This is a genomic window from Weizmannia sp. CD-2023, assembly GCF_036225245.1.
GTDB classification, from domain to species: domain Bacteria; phylum Bacillota; class Bacilli; order Bacillales; family Bacillaceae_C; genus Weizmannia; species Weizmannia faecalis.
Genome location: NZ_JARTJQ010000088.1, coordinates 1 through 17,133, shown reverse-complemented (window position 1 = coordinate 17,133; position 17,133 = coordinate 1). Strand labels below are relative to the sequence as shown.

At 42.4% G+C, this 17,133-nt stretch carries 13 protein-coding genes, 2 pseudogenes and 1 riboswitch; of the genes and pseudogenes, 12 read left to right on the top strand and 3 right to left on the bottom strand.

The window, feature by feature from the left end; all coding sequences use genetic code 11:
- Positions 1-498: 498 nt before the first annotated feature.
- Positions 499-1,827 carry a replication-associated recombination protein A gene (locus tag P9687_RS13675; RefSeq protein ID WP_014097270.1) on the bottom strand — a complete coding sequence of 443 codons (1,329 nt, stop codon included), beginning with the start codon at positions 1,825-1,827 and terminating at the stop codon, positions 499-501.
- 682 nt (positions 1,828-2,509) lie between these two features.
- Positions 2,510-2,594, top strand: a riboswitch (cyclic di-GMP riboswitch).
- A 99-nt stretch (positions 2,595-2,693) separates the two neighbouring features.
- Here P9687_RS13675 and P9687_RS13670 point away from each other — a divergent pair.
- The 4 genes from P9687_RS13670 to mutM all read left to right on the top strand — a co-directional run bounded on the left by P9687_RS13670 (position 2,694) and on the right by mutM (position 6,533).
- Positions 2,694-3,053 carry a hypothetical protein gene (locus P9687_RS13670; RefSeq protein ID WP_014097272.1) on the top strand — a complete coding sequence of 120 codons (360 nt, stop codon included), beginning with the start codon at positions 2,694-2,696 and terminating at the stop codon, positions 3,051-3,053.
- A gap of 26 nt (positions 3,054-3,079) precedes the next feature.
- Positions 3,080-4,078 (top strand): 3-oxoacyl-[acyl-carrier-protein] synthase III C-terminal domain-containing protein, encoded by a 999-nt coding sequence (locus P9687_RS13665; protein ID WP_014097273.1) that lies wholly within the window; start codon positions 3,080-3,082, stop codon positions 4,076-4,078.
- Positions 4,079-4,115: 37 nt separating this feature from the next.
- Positions 4,116-5,375 (top strand): methyl-accepting chemotaxis protein, encoded by a 1,260-nt coding sequence (locus P9687_RS13660; RefSeq protein WP_328220253.1) that lies wholly within the window; start codon positions 4,116-4,118, stop codon positions 5,373-5,375.
- 354 nt (positions 5,376-5,729) lie between these two features.
- Entirely contained in the window at positions 5,730-6,533 is an 804-nt protein-coding gene (gene mutM, locus P9687_RS13655) for a bifunctional DNA-formamidopyrimidine glycosylase/DNA-(apurinic or apyrimidinic site) lyase (protein WP_035183760.1), read from the top strand.
- A gap of 43 nt (positions 6,534-6,576) precedes the next feature.
- Here the strand turns inward: mutM and P9687_RS13650 are convergent.
- A pseudogene (locus tag P9687_RS13650) lies at positions 6,577-7,008 on the bottom strand (S4 domain-containing protein); the annotation flags it as partial.
- Between the two features lie 108 nt (positions 7,009-7,116).
- Here P9687_RS13650 and P9687_RS13645 point away from each other — a divergent pair.
- From P9687_RS13645 to P9687_RS13610, 8 genes and pseudogenes are all read left to right on the top strand, one after another.
- Complete coding sequence (locus tag P9687_RS13645; protein WP_328228638.1) at positions 7,117-8,112, top strand: tRNA dihydrouridine synthase; 996 nt, start codon at positions 7,117-7,119, stop codon at positions 8,110-8,112.
- A 524-nt stretch (positions 8,113-8,636) separates the two neighbouring features.
- A complete protein-coding gene (gene proP, locus P9687_RS13640; RefSeq protein ID WP_328228637.1) occupies positions 8,637-10,118 on the top strand; it encodes a glycine betaine/L-proline transporter ProP in 1,482 nt (493 codons plus the stop codon).
- A gap of 765 nt (positions 10,119-10,883) precedes the next feature.
- Positions 10,884-11,089: pseudogene (locus P9687_RS13635) on the top strand (zinc ribbon domain-containing protein).
- A gap of 20 nt (positions 11,090-11,109) precedes the next feature.
- Positions 11,110-11,613 (top strand): kinase, encoded by a 504-nt coding sequence (locus P9687_RS13630; RefSeq protein ID WP_179234611.1) that lies wholly within the window; start codon positions 11,110-11,112, stop codon positions 11,611-11,613.
- A gap of 93 nt (positions 11,614-11,706) precedes the next feature.
- Complete coding sequence (locus P9687_RS13625) at positions 11,707-12,204, top strand: PH domain-containing protein (protein ID WP_258922249.1); 498 nt, start codon at positions 11,707-11,709, stop codon at positions 12,202-12,204.
- Positions 12,205-12,277: 73 nt separating this feature from the next.
- Positions 12,278-13,399 (top strand): RNA-guided endonuclease InsQ/TnpB family protein, encoded by a 1,122-nt coding sequence (locus P9687_RS13620; protein ID WP_258922250.1) that lies wholly within the window; start codon positions 12,278-12,280, stop codon positions 13,397-13,399.
- Positions 13,400-13,561: 162 nt separating this feature from the next.
- Positions 13,562-15,028 (top strand): PH domain-containing protein, encoded by a 1,467-nt coding sequence (locus P9687_RS13615; RefSeq protein WP_328228636.1) that lies wholly within the window; start codon positions 13,562-13,564, stop codon positions 15,026-15,028.
- 72 nt (positions 15,029-15,100) lie between these two features.
- On the top strand, positions 15,101-15,583 hold the full coding sequence (locus P9687_RS13610; RefSeq protein WP_014097284.1) for a DUF456 domain-containing protein: 483 nt from the start codon (positions 15,101-15,103) through the stop codon (positions 15,581-15,583).
- Between the two features lie 69 nt (positions 15,584-15,652).
- On the opposite strand, the gene P9687_RS13605 is transcribed toward P9687_RS13610, so the two are convergent.
- Positions 15,653-17,041, bottom strand: a complete 1,389-nt coding sequence (locus tag P9687_RS13605) for an L-cystine transporter (RefSeq protein WP_014097285.1) — start codon at positions 17,039-17,041, stop codon at positions 15,653-15,655.
- Positions 17,042-17,133 lie beyond the last annotated feature (92 nt).

Here is a 17,133-nt window from a genome sequence, read left to right as displayed (position 1 = left end):
CGTCACGGATTCAGGTTTAACAGAAATGGATTCTTTTTTCATTTTTTTAATGAATTACAATAAAGCCGAAAAGGCTTGGTAATCCATAAGTTATAATAAGTTTCTGAATTTCTGTGAATAATTCAGGTGATATATTATAAATGCAATAATTGTAAATAGCACTCCATATGAAAGGATATGAATTTCCGTTCACTTTGGATAAAATGATAGATATATAAGCAATTTGAATATTTTAAAAAAGTAAGCATCCAAATGAGTGGATGCTTTTCATTTTGCCAATAAAGATTTCGAGTAAATTGTATACCAGTAATCTAATCAGAAGATCCAAATGAAGGGTATCTACCCCTTTCCGGAGTATGTCGAAACGCGATAATTTCCGAAAAGTGACAGGCAACACCGTCAACTTTCGGCTATTTTTGGATGGCAAAAACATTCAACAGCTGAATCATAAAGATTGCCTCACAATGGTTTTTTTACGATCGAACATCTTCGTTCACACTACGATTTACGGTTCCTTTTATGCCATTCTGAGATTTCCTCAAGTCTTTGTTTGAATCTGGCCTCTGAACCTTGATTTGTCGGATGATAATACGCGTGCCCTGCTAACGAATCCGGCATCGTCTGCATCGTTGTTAATTTTTCTTCTGTATCATGCGCGTATTTATATCCTTTTCCGTAATTTAAATCTTTCATCAATTTGGTAGGGGCATTGCGTAAATGGAGGGGAACAGGTTCATTCATTGAGTTCAGTGCATCTTTCTTTGCGCTCATATAAGCTAAATATGCTGAATTAGATTTTGGTGCCAGTGAAAGGTAAATGACAGCTTGGGTTAAGTGTACATTACATTCAGGCATACCAATAAATTGACATGCTTGAAAAACAGATACCGCAATTTCTAAAGCCCGATTGTCGGCTAAACCGATATCTTCACTTGCAAATCTGACCAATCTTCGCGCAATAAACAGCGGATCTTCTCCGGCTTCCAACATCCGTGATAACCAATAGACCGCCGCATTCACGTCGCTATTTCGCATCGACTTATGCAAGGCAGAAATAATATTATAATGCTCCTCACCATTTTTGTCGTACAATAATGATTTTCTGTTGATCATTTGGGAAAGGTCTTCTTTCCTGATGATGATGGTATCCTCCTGCTTATGCCCATTTAAAACAGCCATTTCCAGCGTGTTCAACGCAGTACGGGCGTCCCCATCGGAAAATTCTGCAATGGCCAATAAAGTTTGATCTTCAATTTCAATCTTTTGAAGGCCATACCCATGGGGATTTACAATGGCCTGTTTTAATAATTCCACGATTTCACTACTCGTTAATTTATGTAGGACAAAAACCTTAGTCCTCGATAACAAGGCCGAATTGACTTCAAATGACGGATTTTCAGTGGTTGCGCCGATAAGGATAATGCTACCATTCTCCACATACGGTAAAAAGGCATCTTGCTGTGCCTTATTGAATCGGTGGATCTCATCGAGAAACAAAATTGTCTTTTCGCCTAATTGCCGGCGTTCTTCAGCTTCTTTCATAACGTTTCGAATATCTTTAATCCCACTGGTAACAGCACTAAAATTAATAAATTCCGATTGCGTTTGATTTGCAATAATTTTCGCCAATGTTGTCTTGCCTACGCCGGGGGGACCCCAGAAGATCATGGAAGAAAGACGGTCATGTTCAATCATTTCTCTAAGCACTTTTCCTTTACCTATCAGGTGCTTTTGTCCAACGAATTCGTCTAAATTTTTAGGACGTACTCGCGTGGCCAAGGGACGGTTTTGGTCATTGTCGTTCTCAAATAAAGAAGTTTGCCTCAAGGTTACTCCCTCCTTGTAAAAACTTTTCCCATTACGCTTCTTTTTGTCTGCTTATGATCCCGACCAAAATATCTAACTCAATGGTTATTTTAGAATAACCCTGATTCGCAAATGTATCGATTTGTTCCCTGTTCGAGTTCAAGGTCAAAAGCGCCAATTTGATTCATGCTGTTTTGATTAATGTCTTGCTTGGTATAGTGTTGGCAGATAATATCACCAAATGAAAAAGGCGATACCGTTTCATTATTGTTATAGACCTGAATGATGAAAGTAAAACAGAAGCTTAAAATGAAAAGGTGGGCCCCGAACAGCAAAAAAGCCAACCAGAAAGGAGGGCACCTTTAAGGTGAATGATATCACCTCTATCTCAAAAATCAAATATGCGTTGAAACTACAAATTTTAGCAGGCTGCCTCTTTCTGCAGTTTTGGGAAAGGATGAGACCTTCCGGGACTTTGGCTGCTTGGAAAACGACCATGTCATATGAATCTCATTTGAAGTTATCCACAATTTTAAAACTATGAAAGCCGGTTCATTCATTTTTTCAAAAAAATGCGGCAATTATGCTTAATGCAGTCCGAAAAATGATTCTATTGACATACATAATAATATATTTATATAATGATAAAGGCTGTGGAAATACTTGGCAGGATTTCCATGCTTTCCGGCAAAATTCCAATAAAAATTGAAAAAGGCAAATTCATCGAAAGGTGGAGACGCAAAGCTAAAGGGACTAAAGTCAGATGACCATGTCAGCCAGTTACCGATTTTACATCAAAAGGACTAATCGGTAGGGGATTAGTCCTTTTTTCGTTGTGCGGATATCAAATGTGAAGAACTTCATTTAACAAGCAGGAGGAAGCAAGGATGGCACAGTTTCAAACAGATAACAAGCATAAAGCTTTTATCATTACATTAGGCGGATTTGCCGCAACAGAAAAGGCATCTACGTTTGTAGACGATTTAAAAAAAGAAGTTTCAAAAATTAATGTGAAAAATTATTCGTTAATTGTGGATTCATCCGATTTAAGGACATTTAAGCCCGAAATTTTGCCGGTGCTTGAAAAGAGCTATGCGTTGTATATGAGTTTAGGATTTAAAAAAATCCTGATGATTACACCGAAAAGGGTGACGCCGCGTTTACAGCTGAAGAGAATCGCGAAAAAAGTGAATTTTACGGGTGAATTTATCAATAGTTTACAAGCGGGATTGGAACTTTCACGTTAAAAACAGCTTGAAGGAGTTAAGTAAAAATGGATTCGAGTGTGACAATAAGAGAAGTCTCTGTCTATCATCCTGAAAAGGTGCGCCATAACGATTATTACCTGGCCCATTTTCGCCAGCAAGGAAAAGATATTACAAGACTTTTGCAAGCGCTTGGCAGAGAAAACAGATACATAGCAGATTATAAAACTGAAACCACTTTAACAATGGCGGTGGAAGCATCAAAGAAAGTGCTGGAAAAAAGCGGGTTGGCCGGCCGGGATCTCGATATGATTGTATTTGTATCAGGGACACCTGAATACTTTTGGCCACCGAATGCGGTTGCCATTCATCAATCTTTGGGCGGAAAAGAAGAAGCTGTTGTTTATGATATGAATGCGGCATGTGTCGGAATGGTGGTAGCAGTGGATCAAGTAAGCCGCAATATGCTCGCAAATCCGCATATCAAGCGTGCGCTTGTCGTGGGCTCCGAGCAAATGCACCGCTTTGCAAACGAGGGGGATGCGGTTACATATGCCAGTTTCGGAGACGGGGCCGCTGCAGTATTGCTGGAAAAAAGCCATCATGTTAAAACAGGGTTTATCGACTCAGCCTATCAAGTGAACACAGAATCAATTGATAAAATTACTTTTCCGGCTTGTGGCGTATCCCAACTGGTTGAGGGAAAAGCCGAACAAAAGAATAGAAAAATAAAATGGGAGAATGTAAACAATGACAATGCTTTTCTGTCTACTGCCGCGCTTGTTGAAAAATTGCTCAGCCGGAATCATTTAACCGCGAAGGATATTCAGGCTTTTTGCTTTTCCCAATTGTCACGGAAAAATATATACAAAATCCAGGAAATCTTCAAAGAAGACATAAGCAAGTTCCCAATTGTGGGCACGGAATATGGCTATACAGGAGCCGCTAGCCCGTTTATGGCTTTTGAACGAGCTGTAAGCACCGGCCGGATAACGAGGGGCAGCTATGCCATATTTTGGTCGGTTGGTGCGGGAACTTCTGCTTGTGCCATGTTGTATAAACATTAAATGTATTGAATCTGTTTCAAATGAAGGGAGCCGTACCATGGGAATTAAAAAATTGTCCAAAGCCATTACAATGGGCCAAATCAAAACCGTTATCCTGCCTTATATTCTCATTGGCATTTTGTTGGTTGGCAGCATGTTCATCATCCCCCAATACTTAACCATTTGGTTTGTGTCTGTTGCCGCAATCCTTTATCTTGGTGTAGGTTTATGGTCATCTTTCCGGTTAACCGGGAAGTTATTAAAAATGAAGCAATACGCTTCCAGCCTGGAGTCGGGAAACCTGGCTGAATCGCTGGAAATTTTAGGTGCAGATGAATTTGGCACGATCTCTAACTTCTTAAATAATGCAACAAGCAATATGCGAAATCTGGTTGGAGATTTAAAAAAAGGAATAGAGCGTGTAGATTCCAATTCAGATGAATTATCGGCAACCATGACGGAACTGTTTTATGTGATGGAAGATGTGAAAGAAACGATAAATGAGATGGAACATGGCGCAATGGAACTAAGTGCAAGTACGCAGCAAATTGGCGCATCTGCTGAACAAATTGAAAGTTCAACGAAGAAATTAGCAGAAAAAGCAAATGAAGGAAAAAACATCGCGCAGGAAATTAAGAAACGCGGGACAAAAGTAAGAGAGGAAGCAACTGAGTCTGCAGGCTCTTCCAATCAAATCTATACGGAAAAAGCGGAGAATATTTTGAAATCCATTCAACAAGCGGAAATTGTGGAGGAAATCAAAATGCTGGCTGATACGATTGGAGACATTGCGAATCAGACCAATCTCCTTGCCTTAAATGCATCGATCGAAGCGGCAAGGGCAGGGGAAGCAGGAAAAGGTTTTTCAGTAGTCGCTCAAGAAATCAGAAAGCTGGCTGAACAATCCACCCAATCGGTTGAAAATATCCGGGTTGTCACTAGCCAGGTCCAGCAAGCCTTTTCAAACCTTATTCATCATTCAAAAGAAATTCTGGACTATGTAGACACTAAAGTGAATCCCGATTATGAAAAAATGGTCCGTATAGGGGAACAGTATGAACACGATGCGGAATTTTTAGACCGTATGTCGCTTGAAATCGCCCAGGCTTCGAATGACATGGCAAACGCAATTGAGGAAGTCAACAAGGCGATACAACATGTATCTTCCACAAGCCAGCAATCCGCTGCGGGTACGGAGGAAATGTCATTTAATATTTCCGAAGTGTCACTGGCAATGAAAGAAACGGCAGAAATGGTAGACCACCAGCATCAATTAGCCCATAAAATAAATGAGTCTCTCCAGAAGTTTAGTTTATAAAAATATAAACTGAACAAAATATCTCGGCTCTGTTGCCTGCTATAAAAAATAACCCTCATGCAAATGGTGCACACGCTGGATGTAAAAACTTCAGTTCATATATAGCAAATTTCAGCTTATAAGAGAAGTCATGCTGCAGCACGAGGATAAACAGGAAAATTCCGGTTTGTCCCCGTGCTGTTTCTCGTTAAACGCCGCTCTTTATTTTTGCTATGCGACAAATTTTACTGCCGGAATCCCCGGTTCATTGAATCCCCGCACATTGCCAAGGGGCAGGACAGCCAAACATGATTCATGAATCCCCGCCATTCGGGGAAACTGTTTAATACAGTTCGCATGAATGGGGGAAACGTGATGCCTGAATTGCCGGAAATGGAGACCTATAAAACATGGCTGGCGTCATTGATTGGCGGCCGGACCATTACAAATGCCATGATTCAGCGGGAAAAATCGATAAATATACCTGCCGGCAAGTTTATGAAGGCAGTGACTAATCAGAAGATCCAATCGATTTCAAGGCGCGCAAAGTATTTAATTTTCCAGCTCGAAAACGGTTCGTGCCTGCTTCTGCATCTAATGCTCGGCGGGTGGATGTTTTTTGGCAAAGAGGAAGACAAACCGGACCGGACAATACAAATCCAACTTTCTTTTGGAGACCGGCACTTGTTTTTCATTGGTTTGCGTTTAGGATACCTGCACCTATTAACACCGGAAGCGGTTCAGGCGGCGTTTGAAAAAATCGGCCCCGAACCGCTTGATCCCCATTTTACATTAGCTGCTTTTCAACAACGGATGCAGCAAAGAAGAGGCATTCTTAAAACAGTATTAACTAATCAAGAAGTGCTGGCCGGGATTGGAAACCGGTATTCCGATGAAATGCTATGGCACGCGCAGTTGCGGCCGGATCAAAAAGCAGGTCATCTTGACAATCAGCAACTCGCCCGTTTGTATGAGTCGATCCGGTTTATCCTTCATAAAGGGATTGAGCAGGGAGGTTATATGGAACATCCGCTGCACGTGGGAGATGGCAAAACGGGACGCTATCAAATGTACGTTCACGGCAGAGAAAATGAGCCATGCCCGCGATGCAGCTCCCCTATTAGGAAAGAAGAAATTTCTTCACATAAGACTTATTTTTGTCCACGTTGTCAGTATTGAAAACGGATCTGCCCCTGCCGCACTTCATTTTCCCAGCTGCCTGTCAGACTTCCCCGGCCTGCAATTTTATAAATTTCCGCTTTCCTACTTGTATGATGAGCCCGTCTGTTACATGAACAGCATCGTGGATATCGTTTACTTTTTCTCCATTTATCCGGATGCCGCCGTTTTGAATCATTTTTCTGGCTTCACTTTTTGATGGCTGCAGCTTCAATTGCACGAGTAGATCAATAATGTTTATTGTTTTATCTCCGTTCCATAGCATGACCGGGATATGGGCAGGCAATGCTCCTTGTTGAAAAACATTTTTGAAGTTTTCTTCTGCCTGGATTGCCACAGCTTCTCCGTGGTACATGCGGACAATCGTCCTGGCCAGCAGCATTTTGGCATCGCGGGGATGCAGTAGGCCCACTTCAACGTCGTGTGCGATTTTTATTTTTTTTGCCAGTGCTAAATCTGTGACAAGGTTAAGAAATAGTATAGTTTGATCAAAAGTACCGAACCATGTTATAAGTGTAAAAGAGGCTGAAATATTTTTTGCTTATTTATTTTGTGTTGGCTTGGTATCCAGATAGGGGAGGTTATGATTTTTATCATGAAAGAAAATTTTTGGCGTGATTTACCACGGCCATTTTTTATACTGGCACCAATGGAAGATGTGACAGATGTTGTCTTTCGCCATGTTGTAAGTAAAGCGGGCAGGCCGGATGTGTTTTTTACAGAGTTTACAAACACGGAAAGTTATTGCCACCCCGAGGGGAACCAAAGTGTGCGCGGCCGCTTGGCGTTTACGGCGGATGAGCAGCCGATTGTGGCCCATATATGGGGGGACAAGCCCGAATATTTCCGGCAAATGAGTATGGGTATGGCAAAACTCGGGTTCAGCGGTGTTGATATCAATATGGGCTGCCCTGTGCCGAATGTGGCAACAAAAGGGAAGGGAAGCGGTCTGATCCGCCGTCCGGATGTTGCTGCTGAACTTATCCAAGCCGCAAAAGCAGGCGGATTACCTGTGAGTGTAAAGACGAGGCTTGGTTATACGTATGTGGAGGAATGGTGGGACTGGCTTACGCACATATTGAAACAGGACATCGTGAACCTTTCCATCCATTTGCGGACAAGAAAGGAAATGAGCAAAGTGGACGCCCATTGGGAACTCATTCCGGAGATCAAAAAACTGCGTGATGAGGTGGCACCGGATACCCTTTTGACCATTAATGGGGATGTCCCTGACCGTCAAACCGGCCTGAAGCTTGCACGCCAGTACGGTGTTGATGGGGTGATGATCGGGCGCGGCATTTTTAAAAATCCGTTTGCCTTTGAAAAAGAGCCGAAAGAGCACAGCAGCAAGGAGTTGCTTGATCTTTTAAGACTGCATCTGGATCTCTTTGACAAATATTCAACAGAACTGGAGCCGCGCCCGTTTCCACCGCTTCGCCGCTTTTTTAAGATCTATGTCAAAGGCTTCCGGGGAGCGAGCGAGTTGCGAAACCAACTAATGAGCACAGATTCAACAGATGAAGTGCGCACCTTGCTGGATCACTTTGAAACAAAACAGATGGAGGGGGAAACGGTATAGCATTCCCCCTGAATACCCCCGATACAAAAACAGCCCGGTTTTTATATCCTTTTCATCGCAATAGATGCGCGGCTGTGCCAAATTGCCAAAAGGCTGCTGCAAAAAGACAGGAAAACCCCGGAGACCACTACACCGGCTCTTTCCATCCGCCGCGTCTGCTACCGCGGCACTCACATCGGCATATGATGGTTCCCGCTTCATACGGCTCCCGCAAAAAAAGGATCCCAACCATCCCGGGTTTGCTGCCGTTTTGGCGGCGCACAGACCCGAAAATCCCGTGAAAGTTCCAGGTTTTGCAGTAAAAATTCCGTCCAATCCGCCCGGCTTTTTACGGCAGGGGAAATCGGCATTTTCAAGTATGGGGCGCAAGCAGTAAGGTACCCCCATTCTCCGCTGTTTTTGCGGTCATAATGCCTGGCTTTGCCATATTAAGGAGGCGTGCAGGTATTTTGAATAGCAATAGAGAGGCCGGCTTAAAATAACCGTAAGAACTGATTTTTAAAAAAAGAATTCAGGTGAAGAGCTTGGCAGAAAACACAAAAAAATGGTATGGATCCAGAAAGAGACTCGTGAGAAGATTGAGAAAAGATGATATTACCATTGTGGATACAGATTTGACAAAAAAAGCAGTGGTCGCAACGGCCCTCGGAAATGCGATGGAGTGGTTTGATTTCGGGATATATTCCTATTTGGCCGTCATCATCGGAAAGGTATTTTTCTCGGGGGTAACCGGCTCATTGCAACTGGTCTATTCGTTTGCTACTTTTGCTGTAGCGTTTCTCGTCCGTCCGATTGGCGGGATGTTTTTTGGCATGCTGGGCGATAAGTTCGGGCGGAAACGGATATTGGCCATTACTTTAGTGTTAATGTCACTGGCGACTTTAAGCATGGGTTTGATCCCGGGTTATGCAAAGATTGGAAATCTGGCCCCGTTTCTGCTGCTTGTCGCCAGACTGGTTCAGGGCTTTTCCACTGGCGGTGAATATTCAGGTGCCATGACGTACATCACGGAATCTTCCCCGGATAAAAAAAGAGGCTTTTTATCGAGCGGGCTCGAAGTGGGCACGTTGTCGGGATATATTTTGGGATCCGGCGTTGTCACGATCCTCAGTTTTTGGCTCGGCGAAGATAAAATGCTGGACTGGGGATGGCGCCTTCCATTCTTTATCGCTGCGCCGATGGGCTTGATTGGCCTTTACTTGAGGAATCATTTGGAGGAGACCCCGGTTTTTGAAGCGATGAAGGAAGGGAAGCACAAAGAAAATGAGAAAGGGTTATTCAGGAAAGTTTTCCTTTTCCATTGGCCGCAATTGCTAAAAGGGATCGTTCTCGTTTTATTTTTTAATGTTGTCGATTATATGTTGTTGTCGTATATGCCGTCTTATTTAAGTGTCGTTCTCGGTTACGGGCAGTCAAAGGGTCTTTTATTCATTCTCATTGTGATGTTTATCATGATTCCGATTGTGCTCATCATGGGCTATTACAGTGACCGGATCGGAAGCAAACGCATCATCATGGGAGGCCTGGTCGGGCTGATTTTTCTGTCCATCCCGGCGTTTAAGCTGATCGGAAGCGGAACGAATTTAACGGTCTTTTTTGGCTTGATGATTTTGGCCGTCTTACTGGCGACATTCGAATCCACGATGCCGTCGATGTTGCCTTCTCTATTCTTCACGGAAGTAAGATATGTTGCGCTGGCGATCGCTTTTAATATTTCGGTTTCTTTATTTGGGGGAACAACGCCGTTGGTAATGGCATGGCTCATAAAAACAACGAATAACCAGATGGTTCCCGCTTATTATATTATGGCAGCCTGTCTCATTGGTGTCTTGACGATGTTTTTCGTAAAAGATACGACCGGGAAAGCACTGCGGGGATCGGCACCGGCAGTAGAAGAAAAACACGAAATTGCAAAAATTCTCGAAGACCCCCATGAAGCATTATGGTGGAAAAAGGAAAAAACAAACATGGAGGAGAAAGCGGCTGATTTGGAAAATGAAAATTAAGCATGTCCATAAGGCCGTTTTTGGCTGCCCGTACCACGGAACCGGATTGCCTCCTCTTTTAACTTTTAAGTTGTTTCTGGCCGTAAAATGCCGCGTCTTGGTTCATGCACCCGCATCTGCTTGCATGTGGGTGCATTCCCTTTTTCCGTTAAAAATTACCTGAGCATTTTTACCTTTGGGAAAACGGAAAATAAGAGGTAGACAAACCCATTTTCGTGCGGTAAAATAACAGAAACAAGTGTTCTAAATGGCCAGTGTGAAGTTTATGATTACTCATCTTGCATCATGTAAAGACAGAAGAGTTCACAGCACCATGATTTCAGCATTGAAAAAAATAGGGCGGATGGGAGTTAGCCGCACGTGGTTACTTAGCGGCTTCCACCAGGCGTTGAATTTGAAAAATGCGACTTTTACCAATGGCAAATAAAAAGGATTCCCATCATACGGGATCCTTAATTTGTCAATCAAGTTAAAATTTTTTACTGCTAAGCAGCTGAGTGATTTTGACGATTCCAAACACGGCGGTTGCAAAAAACAGTACAGATACAATGAGTGTAACTATCATGCTAGCCCCTCCTTATAACGGATTCCCTCCATGATAAAGCCAAATATTTTTTCAATTTTATTATAACATATTTTTCAATTTCCCCTTGATGTAAAAGGGGATCAGAAATCCCCGCTGCCCCTTATGCAGTTGAAATGCCTGAAACTTTTTCTGCTGCCGCCCGTATAAAAAAGTAACAATGATGAGGAGGGGAAATCGCCATGTCTGAAAAAGGGTGCGTGAAGTGCGGGTCTAAGCATGCGGGGAAAAAGAAGTGGCAATGACGGGAACAGGTCTGTCAAAATTATTTGATGTCCAGAACAACACGTTCATTGTCGTGTATTGCAAAAACTGCGGTTATTCGGAGTTCTATCATAAACAAACTTCCACCGCCTCTAATATTCTGGACTTATTCTTCGGGGGCTAAATCCGGGGAGGTGCTTATAATTGGAAACGAAGCTGATTATCATACGGGGAAACTCCGGAAGCGGAAAAACAACGATCGCCAAAAGGCTTCAAAGCCATTTGGGGCCGGGAACGCTTCTTGTCTCACAAGATACTGTCCGGCGTGAAATGTTAAAGGTGCCGGACAAAGAAGGAAACCTCTCTGTTGAGCTCATTCGCCAAATTGCGGAATATGGCAAAGGAAAATGCAGATTTGTGATTGTCGAAGGAATTTTAAACAAAAACCGTTACGGGGAAATGTTGTCCCGTTTAATGAAATTCTACCATCCAAAGGCGTATATTTATTATTTTCGCTTAACGTTTTGGGAAACAGTCAGACGCCATAATATGCGTTTGAAAAAAACGGAATTTGGAGAAGAAGCTTTGCGCGCCTGGTGGAATCCGAGAGACGAACTCGGGGTGAAAGGGGAAACCATGTTAACAAATGAAATGTCACAGGATGAAATCATAAAACTGATGGCGGATCAACTGGAAATTGATCTTTAATTTTGTATATCGGAATATGCTGCATGGGAAAAGCGAAAAGCCATATCTCTTGCCAGGAATTGAAATGAAGAAAACATGTTTAAAGGTGATGGAATGTATTCAGATATAAATGAACCTCGACAAACATTATCCAAAGATGCAATAAAGGTTTGGATCATACGTGAGACGCTGGAGGCCGGAGCAGGGGTTGTGGTTCTCGCCGTGTTGCTTTATCTCGACCATCGCTTTGCCTGGCCGGCATGGATCGGCTGGATATTATACGGTTTACTCGTGTTGGATATAGGCAGTATGATCTGGTCATGGATAAGTTCGTATTTTCGCTATAAAAATTGGCGTTACGATGTGAACGAAGAATTTTTACAAATGAAATTGGGTGTGCTGAACGAGAAACATTCTTTGGTTCCGATGACCAAAATCCAATCGGTTGCAACCGAACAAGGCCCCATTTTAAAGAAATACAGGCTCTGTTCCGTGACTGTGGACACCATGGGGACGTCCCATACCATTCCGGCTCTGCCTAAAGAGGAGGCCATTGCGTTAAGAAACCGAATTGCGCGTTATGCAAAAATCAGGGAGGTGAGGGACTGCTAAAATAAAATTATAAACATTTATAAATAACTATTGACTTATTACACATTTTCAATTAGCAAGGAGTGAAAGGATGATGTTTTTAACAAAAAAGATAAGACTTAAACCAGATGAATATCAAGAAAAACAATTATGGAAATCAGCAGGAACTGCTCGATGGGTATACAATTGGACACTTGATAGACAAAATGAAAATTATAAACAAGGAAATAAATTTTTATCTGATAATGTACTAAGAAAAGAAATTACACAGTTAAGGAAACAAGAGGATTTTAAATGGTTAAATGATGTATCGAATAACGTTGCTAAACAAGCTGTAAAAGATGCCTGCCAAGCATATAAAAGGTTTTTTAAAGGTGTAAGTAAATACCCTAAATTTAAATCAAGAAAGAAAAGTAAACCGTCATTCTATAATGATAATGTGAAATTAAAAGTTAAGAATTCCTTGGTTTTAATTGAAAAAGTTGGATGGGTTAAAACTTCAGAACAATTACCAATGAATGTAAAATATAATAATCCAAGAATAACTTTCGATGGGAAGTATTGGTATATATCTGTTGGAATGGAACAAGAAATTAATGAGATTGAATTAAACAGCCATGTTGTAGGCATTGATTTAGGTATTAAAGCATTAGCTGTATGTTCTGACGGAAAAGTTTTTAAGAATATCAATAAAACAGTAGAAGTAAAGAAGATTGAGAAACGACTTCGGAGGTTGCAGAGAAGAGTTTCTCGAAAATATGAAATAAATAAGGAGGGAAGCCGTTTTGTCAAAACAAGCAACATTATAAAAACCGAAAAGCAAATACGATTCTTACACAGACGATTATCAAACATTCGAAGAAATCACCTTCATCAAACAACAAATGCAATCGTGAAAACCAAACCTTGCAAAGTTGTAATGGAGGACTTGAATGTAACTGGAATGATGAAAAATCGTCATTTATCAAAAGCAATAGCCAAACAAGGATTCTACGAATTTACTAGACAAATGGAATACAAATGTGAGAAATATGGTATTGAATTTGTCAAAGTCGACCGTTTCTTCCCGTCATCGAAAACTTGTTCATCATGTGGCAAGATGAAGCGTGACCTTAAACTTTCTGATAGAGTTTATCGATGTGAATGTGGAAATGAAATAGATAGAGACCTAAATGCGGCTATCAATTTAGCTAATTATGATAAATTAACTGCTTAACCACTTACAAGGTGCAGTTGATGTGTAGGAGTCGTTGTATCCGAATTTACGCCTTTGGAGTGTTATGACAAACGAAAGTAGCTTCGGCAAAATCGGACACGATGAAGAAGGAATTAAACAAATGCTTATAGGTTTTTATAAGTTTTTGGCAACGGTGGAGTCGTGAAGAAAAAACGGTACCATCCCCTTTTGATCTTGTTTCGTATCGGTGATTTTGTAAAAAGCTATTTCATCCTTTTCATTATCTTATTTATCGTAAATGCCGGTTCCCGTTCTCCCGTGCTTACATATGGCAGATATTTGTTTTTGCTCTTTTTTGCAATCGTGATGGTATATCATTTTTTGAAATGGTACACACATAAATATGCACTGGATGAAAGCGCCTTTCATCTGTATAGAGGCATATTCAACAAAACAGAACGAACGATTCCTTTTTCGAAAATCCAAAACATTAACCGCCATACATCCTTTTTTCACCGGATTTTTCATGTCACCTCTGTCAGCTTTGAAACCGGTATCTCCGGGGATGAAGCGGCCGTGTTATTTGAAGTGATTACCCGGAAAGAAGCGGAAAGAATCATTGACATCGTACAGAATGATAAGCGTAAAACGTTTGAACCGGATGCGGAAGAAAAGGAAAAGGAACGGGTGGTCCATTTTAAACCGACGAGAAAAGATACGTTAAAAGCAAGTTTTACATCTTTAAGCCCGCTTGCCGTCATTCCTATATTTTTTTCTTTTTATTCGAATGTGGACGATATTGTTGATATTGATAAAAAGGCGAGAGGGATGCTCTCTTATATAATCAGTTCCTGGTGGATTGTATCGGGTATTGTTCTTTTTGTGGCCCTTATTGCGGTGATTTTCGGCATGGCACGGACCTTTTTGAAGTATGGGAAATATGAAATCTCCTCTGATGATGAGCGGATTTATATTACCAAAGGGGTAATTGAAGAAACGTCTTTTTTTATCGAAAAGCATAAAGTGCAGGCTGTTGAAGTGGAACAGTCTTTGTTGAAACGGCTGCTCGGGCTGGCGGAAGTAAAGCTGACGAGTGCAGGAAGGCTTGACTTTGAAGGGGAGAAACTTGAATTAAACTCGCTGTATCCTTTTTTGCCGGTTAAAAGGGCGTACGAAATCATAAACGAGATATTGCCGGACTATGAAGTGGCACAGGAGATGAGGCAGCTTCCCAAGAAATCTTTATGGGTCCGGCTGCTTGCCCCGAGCTGGATTTGGATCATCGCCACAGTCGTGTTATATTTTTGGAAGCCAGAAATTTTCGGCTTGCGTGTTCCGTGGTGGCTTTTGTCCGCTTTTCTGTTCGTATCGATACTGGTCGCAAGATGGATCGGTTATTTACATACGAAATATGTATTGAATGACCGTTTTATTCAGTTACAATCGGGCATTTTTACGACTTCTTTGTTCCTTTCCAAGCGGGAAAAAGTGATTGAAGTGCGCGTTTCCCGGAACTTTTTTCAAAAATGGCTGGGCCTTGCCTCCATTGAAACGATTAATCGTGCAAAACCGATTCAATTTAACGGGGTAAAGGATGTCCCCACCGAATTTGCCTGGATGTTTTACAAATGGTATATGGGGCGGGGAAAGGAAGTTAAAGTGGAATGACTGTTTTGGCCTTCATATGATCACGGTTTTCATGCAGTCCCGGCACATGCCGGGAGCAGAGGAGGGATCTGATTGACGTTTATCCTTTGGACGGCCATTGTGATTTTATTCATCTTAAGTTTTGCAGGCATCATCTATCCTGTCATTCCATCTATTGTGATGCTGTGGGCCGGATTTGCAGTCTATCAGTTTTTCATTAATCCGCATGCATTGTCTGTCTGGTTTTGGATCAGCATGGTCATCTTAAGCATTGTCCTTATTGCGGCGGATATCATTGCAAACGGATATTTTGTAAAAAAATACGGCGGGTCCAAAATATCTGAAAGGGTTGCTGCGGTTGCAACGATTGTTGGCTCTTTTGTCATTCCGCCTTTTGGAATTATCCTTGTTCCGTTTGTTTGTGTATGTATAACGGAGATCCTGATGACGAAAAATCCCGTCCAGGCTGTAAAAGTGGGCGTTGCCACGATCATTGGATTTCTGAGCAGCAGCATCGCCAAAGCATTGATACAGATCGTCATGATCGTTTGGTTTAGTTTAGCCGTTGCTTTTTAACGGATTTCCCGTTTTCACGACAGCCGGTTGCATAATAGAAAAAAGCCCCGTTAACGGAGCTTTTTTCTATTATGCTTCAAGAAGATCGGCATCTTCCTGTTGATATATTTTTTTATCCATTTCACCGGTAATTTTGCCGGTTAAAATACCGGAAGTCATGGCGCCGCTGACATTTAATGCCGTCCGGCCCATGTCAATCAATGGTTCAACAGAGATCAGAAGGCCGACAATCGCGATCGGCAGGTTGAGCACTGACAATACAATCAGCGATGCGAAAGTGGCACCCCCGCCGACACCCGCTACGCCGAATGAGCTGACAACGACAACAAGGATCAGCGTAATGATGAAAGACGGGCTTGCCGGGTTGATGCCGGCAGATGGAGCAACCATGATGGCCAGCATTGCCGGATAAATACCGGCGCAACCGTTTTGCCCAATGGATAGGCCAAAGGAAGCCGAAAAATTGGCGATCCCTTCCGAAATGCCGAAACGTTTCGTTTGCGTTTCAATGTTGAGCGGCAGCGTACCAGCACTGGAACGGGAAGTAAAGGCAAAAGTGAGTGCAGGCAGCGCCTTTTGCACATATCGTACCGGGCTCAATTTTGCCAGGCTGATGAGCAGCAAATGAACCAGGAACATGACGATAATCGCTGTGTAAGAAGCCAGAACAAACTTTGCCAGTTTGACAATGGCGCCATAGTCGCTTGAGGCTGTGACTTTGGTGATCAATGCAAGTACGCCATAGGGTGTTAATCTTAAAATAAGGGTAACCACCCGCATCACGATCGTATACAAAGTATCAACGATTTTTGCAAAATGTTCCGCCTGCTCAGGTTGTTTGCGTTTTACCCCGAGATAGGCCATCCCCAATATAGCGGAGAAGATCACAACCGCGATCGTAGAAGTCGGGCGTGCGCCGGTTAAATCCGCAAACGGGTTATTCGGCAGAAATGAAACGATTTGTTGCGGAATGGTCATATCTTTTACGCTGGCGACGCTTGTTTTTAGTTCCGCATTTCGCGCGGCTTCAGCGGTCCCCTGCGTTAAGTGGATGCCATCCAGCCCGTACAGAAGCGCGGATCCGATTCCGAGCGCAGCGGCAATCGCAGTTGTACCAAGTAAAATGGCGAGTACAAGAAAGCTGATTTTTCCTATGTTTTTGGTTAATTTCAGCTTCGTAAAAGCCGCTAAAATGGAAATCGAGACAAGCGGCATGACGACCATCTGCAACAGCGAAACATAGCCGCTGCCGACAATATTCAGCCAGTCGATCGTATGGTTGGTCACATACGACGTGGTGCCGTACAAGAAATGCAGGATAATGCCAAATACGATACCAATGCCTAATGCCGAGAAAACGCGTTTTGAAAACGAAACATGTTTTCTTTGCATCGCATACAAACCGGCCAACAGGATGATAAAGACGGCCAGATTGATGATAATGTATAAAATGTTCAATTTTCCCCCTCCTTTTGTTAACCTTTTTCATCTTAATCATCTTATTCCGATATGTCAAGTGAGGTATTTGGCGGGTATGTGTCAAGTTTTTC

Excerpts from the sequence above, each read along its gene's own strand:
- P9687_RS13670 (WP_014097272.1), top strand. The coding sequence starts at position 2,694 with ATGGCACAGTTTCAAACAGATAACAAGCATAAAGCTTTTATCATTACA.
- P9687_RS13665 (WP_014097273.1), top strand. The coding sequence starts at position 3,080 with ATGGATTCGAGTGTGACAATAAGAGAAGTCTCTGTCTATCATCCTGAA.
- P9687_RS13660 (WP_328220253.1), top strand. The coding sequence starts at position 4,116 with ATGGGAATTAAAAAATTGTCCAAAGCCATTACAATGGGCCAAATCAAA.
- mutM (WP_035183760.1), top strand. The coding sequence starts at position 5,730 with ATGCCTGAATTGCCGGAAATGGAGACCTATAAAACATGGCTGGCGTCA.
- P9687_RS13645 (WP_328228638.1), top strand. The coding sequence starts at position 7,117 with ATGATTTTTATCATGAAAGAAAATTTTTGGCGTGATTTACCACGGCCA.
- P9687_RS13625 (WP_258922249.1), top strand. The coding sequence starts at position 11,707 with ATGTATTCAGATATAAATGAACCTCGACAAACATTATCCAAAGATGCA.
- P9687_RS13620 (WP_258922250.1), top strand. The coding sequence starts at position 12,278 with ATGTTTTTAACAAAAAAGATAAGACTTAAACCAGATGAATATCAAGAA.